The following is a 14,825-nucleotide window of genomic DNA, read 5'->3' as shown; positions in this document are numbered from 1 at the left end:
ACCCACGTAGGCCGAGCACACAAACCTGACAGGAACCGATGTCTGACGATCCGCTCCCCGCGCCCTCGCCGAGCCCCGCGCCCGGCCGTACGACGGCCCGAACGGCAGCCGTGATCCCGGCCGCCGGCCGGGGCGTGCGCCTCGGACCCGGCGCCCCGAAGGCACTGCGCGCCCTCGGTGGCACGCCCATGCTGATCCACGCGATCCGCGCGATGGCCGACTCCCGCGCCGTCTCCCTGGTCGTCGTGGTGGCCCCGCCCGACGGCGCCGCCGAGGTCAAGACCCTCCTCGACGCCCACGCGCTGCCCGACCGCACCGACTTCCTCGTCGTCCCCGGCGGCGACACCCGCCAGGAATCGGTCAGGCTCGGCCTCGACGCGCTCCCGCCCGGCTACGACATCGTCCTGGTCCACGACGCGGCCCGCCCGCTCGTCCCCGTGGACACCGTCGACGCCGTGATCGAGGCGGTCCGCGACGGAGCCGTCGCCGTCGTCCCCGCGCTGCCGCTCGCCGACACGGTCAAGCAGGTCGAACCGGCCGCGACCCCGGGTGACCCGGAGCCCGTGATCGCCACCCCGGACCGCTCCCGCCTGCGCGCCGTGCAGACCCCGCAGGGCTTCGACCGGGCCACCCTGGTCCGTGCCCACGAGACGGTCACCGACAACGTCACCGACGACGCGAGCATGGTCGAGCAGCTCGGCCTGACCGTGGTCACCGTCCCCGGCCACGAGGAGGCCTTCAAGGTCACCCGCCCCCTCGACCTGGTCCTCGCGGAGGCCGTCCTCGCCCGCAGGAGGCTCAACGATGGCTTCTGAGCCGTACCCGCTGCCCCAGGTCGGCATCGGCACCGACATCCACGCCTTCGAGGAGGGCCGCGACCTGTGGTGCGCCGGCCTGAAGTGGGAGGGCGAGGGCCCCGGCCTGGCCGGCCACTCCGACGCGGACGTCGTGGCCCACGCCGCCTGCAACGCCCTCTTCTCCGCCGCGGGCCTCGGCGACCTGGGCCGGCACTTCGGTACGGGCCGCCCGGAGTGGTCGGGCGCGTCGGGGGTGACCCTGCTGACGGAGGCCGCACGGATCGTCCGGGAGGCCGGTTTCCGTATCGGCAACATCGCCGTACAGGTGGTGGGGCCCCGCCCGAAGATCGGCAGGCGGAGGGACGAGGCGCAGAAGATCCTGTCGGAGGCGGCGGGAGCACCGGTGTCGGTCTCGGGTGCCACCACGGACGGCCTGGGCTTCCCGGGGAGGGAAGAGGGCCTGATGGCAGTGGCGACAGCGCTGGTCGTGCGAGAGGCGTGAGCGTACTCACCTCCAGGGGCGCGGGGCTGTGTCACTGTGCGGCAGCGCCGCGTGGGCGCGACCAGCCCCCACGCGGCCCGCACCCGACGAAGACACATACACACCCCCACGCCCACTACCCTTGGTCCCGTGACTATTCGCCTGTACGACACCAGCGCCCGGCAGATCCGTGACTTCACCCCGCTCAAGCCGGGCTGTGTCTCGATCTACCTCTGCGGTGCCACCGTGCAGGCGGCACCCCACATCGGCCACATCCGTTCGGGCCTGAACTTCGACATCATGCGCCGCTGGTTCACCTACCGCGGCTACGACGTGACGTTCATCCGCAACGTCACGGACATCGACGACAAGATCATCGCCAAGTCGGCCGAGCAGAACCGCCCCTGGTGGGCCATCGGCTACGAGAACGAGCGCGCCTTCGGCGACGGCTACCACGCCCTCGGCTGCCTGCCCCCGACCTACGAACCGCGTGCCACCGGCCACATCACCGAGATGGTCGAGATGATGCGCGGCCTCATCGAGCGCGGCCACGCCTACGAGGCCGACGGCAACGTGTACTTCGCCGTCACCTCCTTCCCGGAGTACCTGGAGCTGTCCAACCAGGAGCTGGACAACCTCCTCCAGCCCTCCGGCGAGGGCGAGACCGGCAAGCGCGACCCCCGCGACTTCGCCATGTGGAAGGCCGCCAAGCCCGGCGAGCCCAGCTGGGAGACCCCGTGGGGACGCGGACGGCCCGGCTGGCACCTGGAGTGCTCGGCGATGGCGCACAAGTACCTCGGCAGCGCCTTCGACATCCACGGCGGCGGCCTGGACCTGATCTTCCCGCACCACGAGAACGAGATCGCCCAGGCCAGGGCCTACGGCGACGAGTTCGCCCGGTTCTGGGTGCACAACGCCTGGGTCACCATGAGCGGCGAGAAGATGTCCAAGTCGCTCGGCAACTCGGTGCTCGTCTCCGAGATGGTCAAGCGCTGGCGGCCCATCGTGCTGCGCTACTACCTCGGCACGCCCCACTACCGCTCGATGATCGAGTACAGCGAGGAGGCCCTGCGCGAGGCGGAGTCCGCGTTCGCGCGGATCGAGGGCTTCGTGCAGCGCGTCACCGAGCTGGCCGGGGGAGTCGTCGAGCCGTCCGCCCAGGTGCCGCCCGCCTTCGCCGAGGCGATGGACGACGACCTGGGCGTGCCGCAGGCGCTGGCGGTGGTGCACACCACCGTCCGGCAGGGCAACAGCGCGCTGGCTGCCGACGACAAGGAAGCGGCCGTCGCCCGCCTCGCCGAGGTCCGCGCCATGCTCGGCGTCCTCGGCCTGGACCCGCTCGATGCGCACTGGGCCGGCGAGACCGACCGCGGCGAGGACCTGCACGGCGTGGTCGACACGCTCGTCCGTATGGTCCTCGACCAGCGCGAGGCCGCCCGCGCCCGCAAGGACTGGCCCACCGCGGACGCCATCCGCGACCAGCTGAACCAGTCCGGCCTGGTCATCGAGGACAGCCCGCAGGGTCCGCGCTGGAGCCTCGGCCCGCGCTGACCCGCACGCACCCCGTACGCACCCACCACTTCACGAAAGACGGAAACCTCATGGCCGCGAACAACCGCCGCATGTCCGGCAAGAAGGGCGCGCAGGTCGGCAGTGGCGGCAAGCGGCGCCGGGGCCTGGAAGGCAAGGGGCCCACGCCTCCCGCCGAGATGCGCAAGGGCCACGCCAAGCAGCGCGCCGCGCAGGCCAAGGCGCGCCGCGCCCAGGGCCGGACGCAGGGCCGGCGCGGCGGCGGACGCTCCGCCTCCGAACTCGTCGTCGGGCGCAACCCCGTCGTCGAGGCGCTGCGCGAGGGCGTGCCCGCCTCCACGCTGTACGTGCAGCAGTTCATCGACAGCGACGAGCGGGTCCGCGAGGCGCTGCAGCTCGCGGCCGAGCGCGGCGGGATCAACCTCATGGAGGCGCCCCGCCCCGAGCTGGACCGGATGACCAACGGCCTGAACCACCAGGGCCTGGTCCTGCAGGTCCCGCCGTACGAGTACGCGCACCCCGAGGACCTGGTCGCGAACGCCCACGACGAGGGCGAGGACCCGCTGATCGTGGCCCTCGACGGTGTCACCGACCCGCGCAATCTCGGCGCCGTCGTCCGCTCCGTCTCCGCCTTCGGCGGCCACGGCGTCGTCGTGCCCGAGCGGCGGGCCGCCGGGATGACCGCCGGCGCGTGGAAGACGTCCGCCGGTACGGCCGCCCGTACGCCGGTCGCCCGCGCCACCAATCTGACGCGCGCTCTGGAGGCGTACAAGAAGGCCGGGATCGTCGTCGTCGGTCTCGCCGCCGACGGGGAGGCCGAGATCGGGGAGCTGGAGGCGCTGGAGGGTCCCGTCGTCATCGTCGTCGGCAGCGAGGGCAAGGGGCTGTCCCGGCTGGTCGGGGAGACCTGTGACTTCCGCGTGCGGATCCCGATGCCGGGTGGCGCGGAATCGCTCAACGCCGGTGTGGCCGCGGGCATCGTGCTCTACGAGACGGCGCGCCGCCGCGGCTGAACGAGCGTTCGGCTTCCTCACCCACATGGTGGATTCCGGGGGGTCCGGGCTGGCTTGACGCGGCCCGGACACTTCCGGCCGGTCAAGGCAGTGTCCTAACGCCACATCACTCGGTTAGATGAGTGTGGACACCAGAACACCCCGCACACCCACGGGGGACCGCTCGTCGGGACTCGACGACGCTCCCGCGCTGAGCATGGTGAAGGTGCCGAGCGATCCGGCGCAGATCATCGTCAATCACGCCAGCTTCCGCGTGCAGCTGGGCGCTTCGGCGCGACGCGCGGCCTCGCCGCGGATCGCACGGTATTCGAGCGCCGCCGAGGACACCGCCGCCCGCATCCCCGTCGTCACCACCATGGGCGCCGCGGGCCCGACCGCCGCCCGCCGCCGTCCCGTCGTCTGGAGCGGCCGTTCGGCCCCCGACGACACCGGCGCCCACCGACTGCTCCAGGCCGTGCGGCACGGCGGCGTCCGGTACCCCGAGGAGCCGCTCGCCGACCCCGGAGCCACCCAGGTCATCCCCCGCGTCGGTACCGGCCGCGGCTACGACTACGACGAGGACCCGGCCGAACGGACCCTCGAGACGCCCGTCATCGGCGCCCAGCGCACCCAGGACGGACCCCTGCTGCCGCCCATGCGCACCGTCGGCAGCGCCTACGACGAACCCGCCTACGCGGGCCCGCAGTTCGACGACACCGGCGCTTACGACACCGGCGCGTACGACACCGGTGCGTACGACAGCGCCGACGACCTGCACCGGGACTCGGGTGCCCGGGGCACCGAGCGGCGCTCCCGGCGCCACGGCGACGACCCCGCGCGGCACGCCTATTACCCCGGCCGCCGGATGAACCTCGGCGTCGTCCTGCTCCCGCTGCGGGTCGCCCTCGGCTTCGTCTCCGTCTACGCGGGCATGGGCAAGCTCTGCGACCCCGCCTACTTCGACGGCGGCAAGCGCGGCTCCCTGGTGACGTGGCTGAACAGCCTCCACCCCTGGGAAGTCGCCGAGCCCCTGCGGCAGTTCGCCCTCCAGCACCCCATCGGCACCGGGCTGGGCATCGCCTTCCTCCAGGTCGTCGTCGGCGTCCTGACCGTCCTGGGCTGCTGGCAGCGTGTCGCCGCCGTCATCGGCGCGCTGCTGTCGGCCGGGCTGCTGGTCGCCGTCAGCTGGAAGGACGTGCCCGTCTACGACACGACCGACATCCTCTACCTCGCCGCCTGGTCCGCGCTGGTCATCGCCGGTGCCCCGGTCTACTCCGTCGACGGCCGCCTCGCCGGCAGTGCCTGGCGGCGCCTCGGTCCCCGCGCGGACATCTGGCACCTGCGCCGGTACGTGCTGCGCCGCGGCGCCCTCGTCACCGGCGTGGTGTGCGGGCTGACGCTGCTGGTCGGCTCGATCCTCGGCGGCGCCGTCCGCGACTCCGACCGGGTGGTCGTCCCCGGGCCCGGCGAGTCCCCGCGCAACGAACTGCCCGGCTCCCCGCTGCCGAAGGAGCCCGGAGAGCGCAAGAAGCGCACGCCCTCGGCCTCCACCTCGCCCTCCCAGGGCGCCACGTCCGGCGCGGCGAGCCCGTCCGCGGACGCCGGCACCCCCGACGCGACCCGGGACACCGGTGCCGTCACCGGCGCCCCCAGCCAGACCCAGGGCAGCGCGGGGCAGGCCCCGCCGCAGCAGTCCTCCCCGGCCGAGCAGGCTCCGAGCACCAGCGCCGGACCCACCTCCGGTGGCGGCTCGGGCGGCGGCGGCAGCGGCACCCCGGGCGGAGGCGACGGCTCGTCCGACGACCGGCCGGGACTCGTGGGAGGCCTGCTGGGTTAGACCGCGGCCCGCCTCACCGCCGTACGCCAGTGGGGTCCCGCACGCAGAGACGTGTGCGGGACCCCACTGGCGTGTGTACGGCGGGTCAGCGGCCCTGGGCCGCCAGTTCCTTCGCGGCCTCCGTCAGGTCCTTCGCCGTGTCGATGGCGCGCCAGTAGGAGCCCTGCGGGATCGGGAAGCCGGCCAGCCGGCGCTCGCGGGCCAGATGCGGGAACGTGGTGCGCTCGTGGTCGCCGCGCTCAGGGAGCAGGTCGGCGAAGCCGGGGGAGAAGACGTAGACACCCGCGTTGATCTCGAACGTCGACGGCGGGGCCTCGATGAAGTCGGTGATGTGTCCGAACCCGTCGGTCTTCACCGCGCCCCACGGCAGGCGCGGGCGGGCGAGGGCGAGGGTGGCGACGGCGTCCCGCTCGGTGTGGAAGTCCGCCATGTCGCGCAGCGAGAAACGGGTCCAGATGTCGCCGTTGGTGGCGTACCAGGGGCGGTCCGGGTGCGGGAGGCGGGCGGCGGCGTACTTCAGGCCGCCGCCGCGGCCGAGGGGCTCCGTCTCGACGACGGTGGTGACGGAGAGAGGCAGTTCGGCGGTCTCCAGCCACTTCTGCAGGACCTCGGCGAGGTGGCCGCAGGAGACCACCACGTCCGTGACGCCCTCCTCGGCGAGCCAGGACAGCTGATGGCCGATGATCGGCGTCCCCGTGCCGGGGATCTCGACCATCGGCTTGGGCCGGTCGTCGGTGTACGGGCGCAGGCGGGAGCCCTGGCCACCGGCGAGGACGACGGCTTGAGTGGGGCGGGACGCGGCACTCGGATCGGTCATGACCGAACTGTACGTGGCGCCCCGCCGGCCGCACCGTGGCGGGCGGCGCTCAGTGGTGAGCCGCGAGCACCCCCGACGCGAAGGACGTGTCGCAGACCGGGCGGGCGTACGACTGGGCCTTCGTCGGGCCGTACACCCGGACCGCGGCCTTGCCGAGGGCGCGGGCGATCGACGCGCAGTGCTTCGCCAGCGACGGGCGGTCGTTCACGGCCTGCTGGAGGTGCGTGAGCGCCACGCCCGGGTCCTTCTCCTGGAGTTCCACCAGCAGCTTGTCGCGGAGCACCTCATGCGGGGCGCGCGCGGCACGCGAGGAGGTGCCGGACGCGGAGGTGTCGGCGGCGGTGAGCACCGGGCTCGTGGAGTCGCCCGACCAGTTGACTCGCGCGACCGCGAGGGTCCCGGAGAGCACCAGGACGACGGGCAGGACGAGGGCGAGGGTGCGGCCGACCCGGCGGGCGGGGCCCCGGCCGCGTCGCGTCTGAGGGGTAGTGGAGTGCTTCACGCGAGTGAGGGTAGCGTCAAGTGATGATTTGGAGACATTGAGTCACCGGTTCGGGGGATGTGAGACGCCCGAATTCTGGGTATCGCGTTGACGCACACTGCTCGAAACGTCCGGTGTGCCGGGGTATTTGTCGACAACGCGAAGGGCCCCGCAGCAGTGCCGCGGGGCCCTTCGCCGTGCTTCTCCGGGCGTCAGTCGGACAGACGCGCGCCGGTGGAGGTCGAGAACACGTGGGTCTCGCCGGAGCGCGGCACGACGTGCAGCTGGCTGCCCTTCTCCGGGACGTCACGGCCGTTGACGCGGACCACCAGGTCCTTGGACTCGGTGCCGACCTTCGCCGTGCCGTACACGTAGGCGTCGGCGCCCAGCTCCTCTACGACGTTCACCGTCACCGCGAGGCCCTGGTCCGACTCGGCGCCGGCCACGTCGAAGTGCTCGGGACGCACACCCACGGTGACCGTCTTGTCGGTGGTCGCGGAGAGCGCGTCGCGGTCCACCGGCACGACCGAGTTGCCGAACTTCACGCCGCCGTCGGTGACCGGCACCTCGACCAGGTTCATCGCCGGGGAGCCGATGAAGCCGGCCACGAACAGGTTCGCGGGCTTGTCGTACATGTTGCGCGGGGTGTCGATCTGCTGGAGCAGACCGTCCTTGAGGACCGCCACACGGTCGCCCATCGTCATGGCCTCGACCTGGTCGTGGGTGACGTAGACGGTGGTGATGCCCAGACGGCGCTGGAGGCTGGCGATCTGCGTACGCGTCGACACACGCAGCTTGGCGTCCAGGTTGGACAGCGGCTCGTCCATGAGGAACACCTGCGGCTCACGCACGATCGCGCGGCCCATCGCGACACGCTGACGCTGACCACCGGAGAGCGCCTTCGGCTTGCGGTCCAGGTACTCGGTCAGGTCGAGGATCTTCGCGGCCTCCTCGACCTTCTGCCGGATCTCCGCCTTGTTCACGCCTGCGATCTTCAGGGCGAAGCCCATGTTGTCGGCGACGGTCATGTGCGGGTACAGCGCGTAGTTCTGGAACACCATGGCGATGTCCCGGTCCTTCGGCGGCAGGTGCGTGACGTCACGGTCACCGATGCGGATGGCGCCGGCGTTCACGTCCTCGAGCCCCGCGAGCATGCGGAGCGAGGTGGACTTGCCGCAGCCGGACGGGCCGACCAGAACGAGGAACTCCCCGTCCTCGATCGCGATGTCGAGTGCGTCGACGGCGGGCTTGTCGGAACCCGGGTAGATCCGGGTCGCCTTGTCGAACGTAACTGTGGCCATGGTGAATGGGCCCCCTTCTACCGGCAGGAACGTGCCGGACGATCCGAGTAGGAAGGTGGTGCCACGACGGTCTGTTCCGCGGTGGGCGGCGCTTATTCCGTTGTGGTTCCGTGTGGTGTAGTCCACGAGGGTGAACTGGCTCAGGACGGTACCTGGCGTTCACCTGGTCTGTCAGTACCTCCGGGGCTGTGAATTTCGCGGAAACTTTCGAGCGCGGGGACGACCGGGCGGTGAGCGACCCGATCAAGAGGTGCCCGCGTAGCGCTCGGCGAGCACCCCGACCACATGCGCGACCGCCTGCCGCAGCCCCGCCGGACCGAGCACCTCCGCCTCCGGGCCCAGCCGCAGCAGATCGCCGACCGCGACCGCCTCCGACTCCACCGGCAGTTCCACCTCCACCCATCCCTCGGCGTCCGGCGGGCCCGCCCCGTCGAGCGCCTGCCTGCCCGCCGCCCCGAACTGCATCGGCAGCAGCTTCTGCCCGCGCGGCGACAGCCGCAGGAGCGCGGTCTGCTGCCGCAGCGCCGCCTCCATCCGCTGCGAGGACCGGGCCCAGTACGCGCCCAGGTCGAATCCTGCGGGCCGCGCGAACGTCCCGCCCGTCTCCTCCACCGTCACAAAGCGCGACACCCGGTAGGTGCGTACGGCGTCCTCGGCGAGCGCCACCAGGTACCAGATGCCGCCCTTCAGTACGAGCCCCAGCGGGCACACCTCCCGGTGCACCTCACCCCGCCAGCGCCGGTAGTGGGTGCGCAGCACCCGCCCCTCCCACACCGCCCGCGCGATCCGCCGCAGGTGCGGTACGGGGTCGGCGTCCCGGAACCACGCCGGCGCGTCCAGGTGGAACCGTTCCTGCACCCGCCGCGCCTGACCCGCCGGCTCGTCCGGCAGCGCCGCCTCCACCTTCAGCCGGGCGCTCGCCAGGACGGCCCCCAGCCCCAGGTCCTTGGCCGGCCCCGGCAGCCCCGCCAGGAACAGCGAACCGGCCTCCGCGTCCGTGAGCCCGGTCAGCCGCGTCCGGTACCCCTCCATCAGCCGGTAGCCGCCCTCCGGCCCCCGCTCCGCCCGCACCGGCACCCCCGCCGCGCCCAGCGCCTCGATGTCGCGGTACACCGTGCGGACCGAGACCTCCAGCTCGGCCGCGAGCTGGGGGGCGGTCATCCGGCCGCGGTTCTGCAGCAGCAGGAGCAGGGAGAGAAGCCGGTCGGCACGCATGCGGGAGATTGTCGCGCCGCTGCCCGCCGTACCTGACAGGAGGTGTCAGGTACGGCCGGAAGAGTGGTCCCCCGACAGCCCGGCCACGACACAGGGAGCCGCATGCCCACCACCACCCGCACCACCGGCCACTTCACCTTCACCGACTGGAAGGAGAACTCCCTCGGCCCGGAGGACACCCAGCCGCGCCTCGCCCACGCCACGGTCGTCAACGCCTTCTCCGGCGGCATCGAGGCCGAGGCCACGACCTGCGACTACACGATCGCCTACCGCACGCAGACCACCGGCACCTTCGCCGGCATGGAACTCGTCTCCGGCCGCGTCGACGGCCGTACGGGCACCTTCGTGCTCGAGGAGCGCGGCCACTTCGCCCCCGACGGCACCGTCCACTGCGCCTTCGAGGTCGTCGAGGACTCGGCCACCGGCGAACTGACCGGACTGCGGGGGAGGGGCGAGTTCACCCACCGGCAGGGGGAGACGAAGGTGCCGTACAGCTTCGAGTACACGGTGGGGTGAGCGGACCGGGGGCACCCCGGTAAGTGCGTGGCTCGGCGAAACCGGCTCTGTGTACAGTGGACCAGCCTTCGCGCGCCGCGCGGTGCCTCCTTAGCTCAGATGGTCAGAGCAGCTGTCTTGTAAACAGCAGGTCGTCGGTTCGAATCCGACAGGGGGCTCTGAACGATCCCAGGTCAGGACCATCTGACCTGGGATTTCTCATGCCGCCCCGGCGCGCAGGCGGCGCGCGATCTCCAAGTGCTGTTCCTCCACCGGGTCGTCGTCCTCGACGTTCCACAGGATGTTCTCCAGCAGACGGGCGTACGTCCAGGCGCGGGCCCGTTCGCGGTCCAGGCCCATCACCTCCGTCATGGCGTCGAAGCGCCAGCGGATGTCCTCGGGGTCGAAGCGGTTGGCGAGGGCGGGCCAGAGTTCGTAGCCGGGGTCGCCGGCGAGGGGCTTGGGGTCGATGGCGAGCCAGGGGGCCCGGTCGGAGGCGAGGACGTTCTCGTCGTGCAGGTCCCAGTGGAGGAGGCGGTCGCCGGGTTCGCCGGCGACTTCGCGCAGGGCTGCCGCGCAGTCGGCGGTGATGCGGCGCGCCCTGGGGTCGGGGATGCGGGTCAGGGCCCAGGGGGTGCGCTCCAGCATCCGCCGCGCGATGTCGCCGAGGCGGCGTATCCCGGGCGGGGCGGGTGTCCTGTTGAGGTGGCTGAGGAGGCGGGCGATCTCCTGGACCGACGCGTGGACGTCGGCGACGTGCGCGAGCGTGCGGGTGGGGTCGAGGCGTTCGAGGAGCATGGTGCCGGTGGCCGGGTCGTGGTCCAGGAGGCGGACCGCTCCGTCGCCGTCCCAGGTGCGCAGGGCGACCGGTTCGCCTTCGCTCTCCTCGTCGAGGAGCTGGAGCTTGAGGACCGCAGGGGTGTCGTCGGAGCGGACCACGGGGAGGACGAGGGCACTGACGCCGTGCATGGGCGTGCCGGTGATGCGCAGCTCCCAGCGGTGCAGGAACGCGGCGGTCAGATCGGGCAGTCGGGCGATGAAGGCGCGGCCTTCCTCTCCGTTGAACTTCTCTTGGGCGCGGGCGAGTTCCTCGGGAATGTCGGTCACCCCGGGCACGCTAGCCGGGCGCGCCGCGCGGGGCGGGTGAATAACGCGGGCTGCGGATTCCGCAGGAGACAGCGGGTGTCGGCAGGGGTTAACGTCCGGGGCCATGAGCAGCATGACCAGCGGTGTTGTGAACGGCGGCGTGTCTTTCTGGTTCGCGGACGACGGACTTCCGGCGGTTCGGGCGCCGCTCGCGGGCGACGCGACGGCGGATGTGGTGATCGTGGGCGGCGGGTACACCGGGTTGTGGACGGCGTACTACCTGAAGAAGGCCGTTCCGTTCCTCCGGGTCACCGTTCTGGAGCGGAAGTTCTGTGGCTACGGCGCCTCGGGGCGCAACGGCGGCTGGCTGTACAACGGGATCGCGGGCCGGGACCGGTATGCGCGGCTGCACGGTCATGAGGCGGCGGTGCGCTTGCAGCGGGCGATGAACGCGACCGTGGACGAGGTGATCCGGGTGGCGCAGGCGGAGGGGATCGACGCCGGGATCCACCGGGGCGGCGTGCTGGAAGTGGCGCGTACACCCGCCCAGTTCGCGCGGCTGAAGGCGTTCCATGAGCGGGAGCTGGCGTTCGGGGAGAAGGACCGGGAGCTGTACGGGGCGGAGGAGACCGCCCGGCGGGTGCGGGTGGCGGACGCGGTGGGGTCGTCGTGGACGCCGCACGGGGCCCGGCTGCACCCCGTGCGGCTGGTGAAGGGCCTGGCGGCCGCGGTGGAGGCGCTGGGCGTGACGATCCACGAGTCGACGCCGGTGACGGAGATCCGCAAGAAGCACGCGGTGACGCCGTACGGGACGGTGCGGGCGCCGTACGTGCTGCGCTGCACGGAGGGGTTCACGGCGGGGCTGAAGGGGCAGCGGCGGACGTGGCTGCCGATGAACTCCTCGATGGTGGTGACCGAGCCGTTGAGCGAGGAGCAGTGGGAGGCGGTCGGCTGGGCGGGTCGGGAGACGCTGGGCGACATGGCGCACGCGTACATGTACGCGCAGCGGACGCCGGACGGGCGGATCGCGCTGGGCGGCCGGGGTGTGCCGTACCGCTTCGGTTCGCGGACGGACAACGACGGTACGACGCAGGCGGCGACGGTGGAGGCGCTGCGCGAGGTGCTGGTCGGTTTCTTCCCGTCGCTGGCCGGGGTGCGGATCGAGCATGCCTGGTCGGGGGTGCTGGGGGTGCCGCGTGACTGGTGCGCGTCGGTGACGCTGGACCGGTCGTCGGGGCTCGGCTGGGCGGGCGGGTACGTCGGCTCGGGGGTGGCCACGGCGAATCTGGCGGCGCGCACGCTGTGCGACCTGGTGGCGCTGGACTCGGGGCAGGGCGGACGCACGGAGCTGACGGAGCTTCCGTGGGTGGGCCACAAGGTCCGCCGCTGGGAGCCGGAGCCGCTGCGCTGGCTGGGCGTGCGGGGGCTGTACGCGGCGTACCGCGCGGCGGACCGGCGGGAGCAGTCGACGTACGCGGCGGACTCGTCACGCCTGGCGCGGGTGGCGGACAAGGTGGCGGGGCGCTAGCCGCCACCCGCCCGCGTGTTTCACGGCTCCAGTACGACCTTCCCCGTCGTCCCCCTGTTCTCCAGGGCCCTGTGGGCCTTCGCGGCGTCGGCGAGGGGGAAGCGGTGGACGGCGGGGGTGAGGTGGCCGGCGGCGGCCTGGCCGAGGGCGCGGAGTTCGAGGGTGCGGACGGGGTCGGCGCCGCCCGCCCTGCGCATCATCTCCGGGCCGAGGACGTTCACGGAGACGCCGTCGACGAGGTAGGGGCGGTCGCTGTCGAGGCCCTCGGCGGACCAGCCGAAGACGATGTGCCTGCCGCCGGGGGCCAGGAGGGCGACGGCCTCGCGGGCGACGTCGCCGCCGACGCCGTCGTAGACGATGGTCACCTTGCCGTCGTGGGCGGCGAGTCGTGCGGGCCAGTCGGGGTCCGTGTAGTCGACGGCGAGGTCGGCGCCGTTGGCGCTGACGCGGGCGGTCTTCGCGGGGCCGCCGGCCAGGCCGATGACGGTGGCGCCGGCGTTCTTGGCGTACTGCACGAGGAGGGTGCCGAGGCCGCCGGCCGCGGCGGGGACGAGCACCACGTCGCCGGGGCCGGGTTCGGCGAACTGCACGATGCCCATGGCGGTGCGGCCGGTGCCGATCATGGCGACGGCCTCCGCGAAGTCGAGGCCCTCGGGGATCTCGTGGAGGCGTTCGGCGTCGCTGACGGCGAGCTCGGCGTAGCCGCCGGGGGCGAATCCGAGATGGGCGACGACACGCTTGCCGAGCCAGTGTCCGGGCGTGCCGTCGCCGAGCGCGTCGACGGTGCCGGCGACCTCGCGGCCTGGGACGGTCGGCAGGGTGGCCGGTGCGGGCGCGGGGCCCCGCTGCCCTTGGCGGAGGGCGGTGTCCAGGAGGTGGACGCCGGCGGCCCGTACGGCGATACGGACCTGTCCGGGGCCCGGCCGGGGGTCCTCGACCTCTTCGTAGGTGAGGTTCTCGGCCGGGCCGAAGGCGTGCAGGCGGATGGCGTGCATGAGGGTCCCCCCTGTGGGTGTCCGGGCGCCGGCGGGTCTCGTGGCCGGCGCCGCTGCTGTCCCCACTGTTCAACCTCAAGCATGCTTGAGGTCAAGTTCGTGCCGGCCGAGAGCAAGGGAGACCGCGGTCAGGGCGCTGTTGAAGGAGACCTCCGAGAGCACGCCGGGGGCGGCGACCTGGTCACCGGCGAGGTAGACGCCGTCGCCCCGGTCGACGGCGGGCCGGTCGCGCCAGCTGGTGCCGGGCAGGTCGACGGCTCCGGTCCGGCCCTGGGCGATCGCGTCCTGCCGCCAGGTGAGCCGGTCGCGCCAGCCGCCGAAGCCGAGATCCAGCAGCTCCTCGGCGCGCCGGATACCGTCGGCCTTCGTCTCCCCGGGGCCGATGGGGATCTGACCCTGGATCAGCTGCTCGCCGGCGGGAGCGAGCGTGCGGTCCTGGGCGGTGAAGCGTTCCAGCCAGCCCGGCGCGTCCAGGTCGGACACCACGAACGCGTCACCGCGGCGGGTGCGTACGGCGAGGTCGACGAGGACGGTACGGCCGCTCGGCCAGGTCAGCGAGGAGTCGCCGAGGAGCCGGCGGGCGGAGTCCAGGGAGGTGGCGACGACGACCGGGGTGTCGGTGGGGAGGGTGTCGACCCGGGACAGCGTCTCCATGCGGACGCCCAGGTTCCAGGCGCGGGCGGCCATCCGGTCGATGAGCGAGCCCCAGCCGCCGCGCGGGTAGTGCGCCTCGGGCGGCAGCTTGGTCGCGCGGCGCAGCCGCTCCTGCACGAAGGCGGCGGACAGCGAGCCCGGGTCGTGGTGGAAGAGGGCGACCGCGGAGTAGTGGGCGGCGGCCCGCGCGGCCTCCTCGCCGGCGACGCGGGTGGCCCAGGTGAGGAAGTCGGTGTCGACGGGGGCGTCGGCGCCGCTGCGGCGCAGCAGCTTCAGCATGGCGAACGGCGGTGTGCGGCGCAGCACGCCCCGGTGCCGCAGACGCAGCCGGGCCGCCTCCAGGGGCGGGAGCGGGGCGAGCGGGCCGATGAGGTTGCGCTGCCGGAGCCAGGCCCAGTGCGGGCCGCCGTTGTAGAGGGCGTGCGGTCCCTCGTTCGTCCGGTACGGGCCGTCGGCGGTGCGGGCCCGGCCGCCGAGGGTGTGGTGGGCCTCGTGAACGGTGACCTTGGCGCCCGCCTCGGCGGCGGTGATGGCCGCGGTCAGTCCGGCGAAGCCGCCACCGATGACGGTGATGCGATGCATGGCTGGGGGTCTCCCTTGCTCGGGTCGCCTGATG

Annotated in this window: 14 protein-coding genes and 1 tRNA gene; 8 read left to right on the top strand and 7 right to left on the bottom strand. The window is 72.8% G+C overall.

The genetic code is table 11. The features are described 5' to 3' along the window. Window positions 1-38: 38 nt before the first annotated feature. From ispD to AB0412_RS26565, 5 genes are all read left to right on the top strand, one after another. Window positions 39-815 (top strand): 2-C-methyl-D-erythritol 4-phosphate cytidylyltransferase, encoded by a 777-nt coding sequence (gene ispD / locus AB0412_RS26585; RefSeq protein WP_366405095.1) that lies wholly within the window; start codon window positions 39-41, stop codon window positions 813-815. Next, a complete protein-coding gene (gene ispF, locus AB0412_RS26580) occupies window positions 805-1,299 on the top strand; it encodes a 2-C-methyl-D-erythritol 2,4-cyclodiphosphate synthase (protein ID WP_366405094.1) in 495 nt (164 codons plus the stop codon). Before ispD ends, ispF begins: the two co-directional genes overlap by 11 nt. Window positions 1,300-1,428: 129 nt before the next feature. Continuing rightward, window positions 1,429-2,829 carry a cysteine--tRNA ligase gene (cysS, locus tag AB0412_RS26575; RefSeq protein ID WP_366405093.1) on the top strand — a complete coding sequence of 467 codons (1,401 nt, stop codon included), beginning with the start codon at window positions 1,429-1,431 and terminating at the stop codon, window positions 2,827-2,829. Window positions 2,830-2,879: 50 nt separating this feature from the next. Continuing rightward, on the top strand, window positions 2,880-3,821 hold the full coding sequence (gene rlmB, locus AB0412_RS26570) for a 23S rRNA (guanosine(2251)-2'-O)-methyltransferase RlmB (protein WP_366405092.1): 942 nt from the start codon (window positions 2,880-2,882) through the stop codon (window positions 3,819-3,821). A 118-nt stretch (window positions 3,822-3,939) separates the two neighbouring features. Next, entirely contained in the window at window positions 3,940-5,637 is a 1,698-nt protein-coding gene (locus tag AB0412_RS26565; protein ID WP_366405091.1) for a DoxX family membrane protein, read from the top strand. Between the two features lie 85 nt (window positions 5,638-5,722). Here AB0412_RS26565 and AB0412_RS26560 read toward each other — a convergent pair whose 3' ends face one another. The 4 genes from AB0412_RS26560 to AB0412_RS26545 all read right to left on the bottom strand — a co-directional run bounded on the left by AB0412_RS26560 (window position 5,723) and on the right by AB0412_RS26545 (window position 9,451). After that, the gene (locus AB0412_RS26560; protein WP_366405090.1) at window positions 5,723-6,454 is read right to left on the bottom strand and encodes a nucleotidyltransferase family protein; all 732 of its coding nucleotides are present in this window, start codon (window positions 6,452-6,454) and stop codon (window positions 5,723-5,725) included. A 49-nt stretch (window positions 6,455-6,503) separates the two neighbouring features. Then, window positions 6,504-6,956, bottom strand: a complete 453-nt coding sequence (locus AB0412_RS26555) for a hypothetical protein (RefSeq protein WP_366405089.1) — start codon at window positions 6,954-6,956, stop codon at window positions 6,504-6,506. Between the two features lie 191 nt (window positions 6,957-7,147). Further along, entirely contained in the window at window positions 7,148-8,236 is a 1,089-nt protein-coding gene (gene ugpC, locus AB0412_RS26550) for a sn-glycerol-3-phosphate ABC transporter ATP-binding protein UgpC (RefSeq protein ID WP_366405088.1), read from the bottom strand. Window positions 8,237-8,479: 243 nt separating this feature from the next. After that, window positions 8,480-9,451: a WYL domain-containing protein gene (locus AB0412_RS26545; protein WP_366405087.1), complete on the bottom strand. Its 972-nt coding sequence runs from the start codon at window positions 9,449-9,451 to the stop codon at window positions 8,480-8,482. A gap of 102 nt (window positions 9,452-9,553) precedes the next feature. On the opposite strand from AB0412_RS26545, the gene AB0412_RS26540 reads away from it, so the two are divergent. Both AB0412_RS26540 and AB0412_RS26535 read left to right on the top strand, forming a co-directional pair. Next, window positions 9,554-9,967 (top strand): DUF3224 domain-containing protein, encoded by a 414-nt coding sequence (locus tag AB0412_RS26540; RefSeq protein WP_366405086.1) that lies wholly within the window; start codon window positions 9,554-9,556, stop codon window positions 9,965-9,967. A gap of 84 nt (window positions 9,968-10,051) precedes the next feature. Beyond that, a tRNA-Thr gene (locus AB0412_RS26535) sits at window positions 10,052-10,125 on the top strand. A 40-nt stretch (window positions 10,126-10,165) separates the two neighbouring features. Here AB0412_RS26535 and AB0412_RS26530 read toward each other — a convergent pair. After that, complete coding sequence (locus tag AB0412_RS26530; RefSeq protein ID WP_366405085.1) at window positions 10,166-11,053, bottom strand: aminoglycoside phosphotransferase family protein; 888 nt, start codon at window positions 11,051-11,053, stop codon at window positions 10,166-10,168. Window positions 11,054-11,156: 103 nt separating this feature from the next. On the opposite strand from AB0412_RS26530, the gene AB0412_RS26525 reads away from it, so the two are divergent. After that, window positions 11,157-12,560, top strand: a complete 1,404-nt coding sequence (locus AB0412_RS26525) for an FAD-dependent oxidoreductase (RefSeq protein ID WP_366405084.1) — start codon at window positions 11,157-11,159, stop codon at window positions 12,558-12,560. A gap of 20 nt (window positions 12,561-12,580) precedes the next feature. Here AB0412_RS26525 and AB0412_RS26520 read toward each other — a convergent pair whose 3' ends face one another. Next, window positions 12,581-13,555, bottom strand: coding sequence for a zinc-binding dehydrogenase (locus tag AB0412_RS26520; RefSeq protein ID WP_366405083.1), 975 nt, complete (start codon window positions 13,553-13,555; stop codon window positions 12,581-12,583). A 75-nt stretch (window positions 13,556-13,630) separates the two neighbouring features. After that, window positions 13,631-14,791: an FAD-dependent oxidoreductase gene (locus AB0412_RS26515; RefSeq protein ID WP_366405082.1), complete on the bottom strand. Its 1,161-nt coding sequence runs from the start codon at window positions 14,789-14,791 to the stop codon at window positions 13,631-13,633. Between the last annotated feature and the right edge of the window lie 34 nt (window positions 14,792-14,825).

Source organism: Streptomyces sp. NPDC052012 (assembly GCF_040689265.1).
Classification (GTDB): domain Bacteria; phylum Actinomycetota; class Actinomycetes; order Streptomycetales; family Streptomycetaceae; genus Streptomyces.
This window is presented reverse-complemented; position numbering and strand designations above follow the sequence as displayed.

Bases quoted from the DNA above. Each gene is read 5' to 3' on its own strand.
- AB0412_RS26545 (WP_366405087.1), bottom strand. From the start codon at position 9,451: ATGCGTGCCGACCGGCTTCTCTCCCTGCTCCTGCTGCTGCAGAACCGC.
- ispD (WP_366405095.1), top strand. From the start codon at position 39: ATGTCTGACGATCCGCTCCCCGCGCCCTCGCCGAGCCCCGCGCCCGGC.
- AB0412_RS26515 (WP_366405082.1), bottom strand. From the start codon at position 14,791: ATGCATCGCATCACCGTCATCGGTGGCGGCTTCGCCGGACTGACCGCG.
- ispF (WP_366405094.1), top strand. From the start codon at position 805: ATGGCTTCTGAGCCGTACCCGCTGCCCCAGGTCGGCATCGGCACCGAC.
- AB0412_RS26520 (WP_366405083.1), bottom strand. From the start codon at position 13,555: ATGCACGCCATCCGCCTGCACGCCTTCGGCCCGGCCGAGAACCTCACC.
- rlmB (WP_366405092.1), top strand. From the start codon at position 2,880: ATGGCCGCGAACAACCGCCGCATGTCCGGCAAGAAGGGCGCGCAGGTC.
- AB0412_RS26540 (WP_366405086.1), top strand. From the start codon at position 9,554: ATGCCCACCACCACCCGCACCACCGGCCACTTCACCTTCACCGACTGG.
- AB0412_RS26565 (WP_366405091.1), top strand. From the start codon at position 3,940: ATGAGTGTGGACACCAGAACACCCCGCACACCCACGGGGGACCGCTCG.
- ugpC (WP_366405088.1), bottom strand. From the start codon at position 8,236: ATGGCCACAGTTACGTTCGACAAGGCGACCCGGATCTACCCGGGTTCC.
- AB0412_RS26560 (WP_366405090.1), bottom strand. From the start codon at position 6,454: ATGACCGATCCGAGTGCCGCGTCCCGCCCCACTCAAGCCGTCGTCCTC.
- AB0412_RS26525 (WP_366405084.1), top strand. From the start codon at position 11,157: ATGAGCAGCATGACCAGCGGTGTTGTGAACGGCGGCGTGTCTTTCTGG.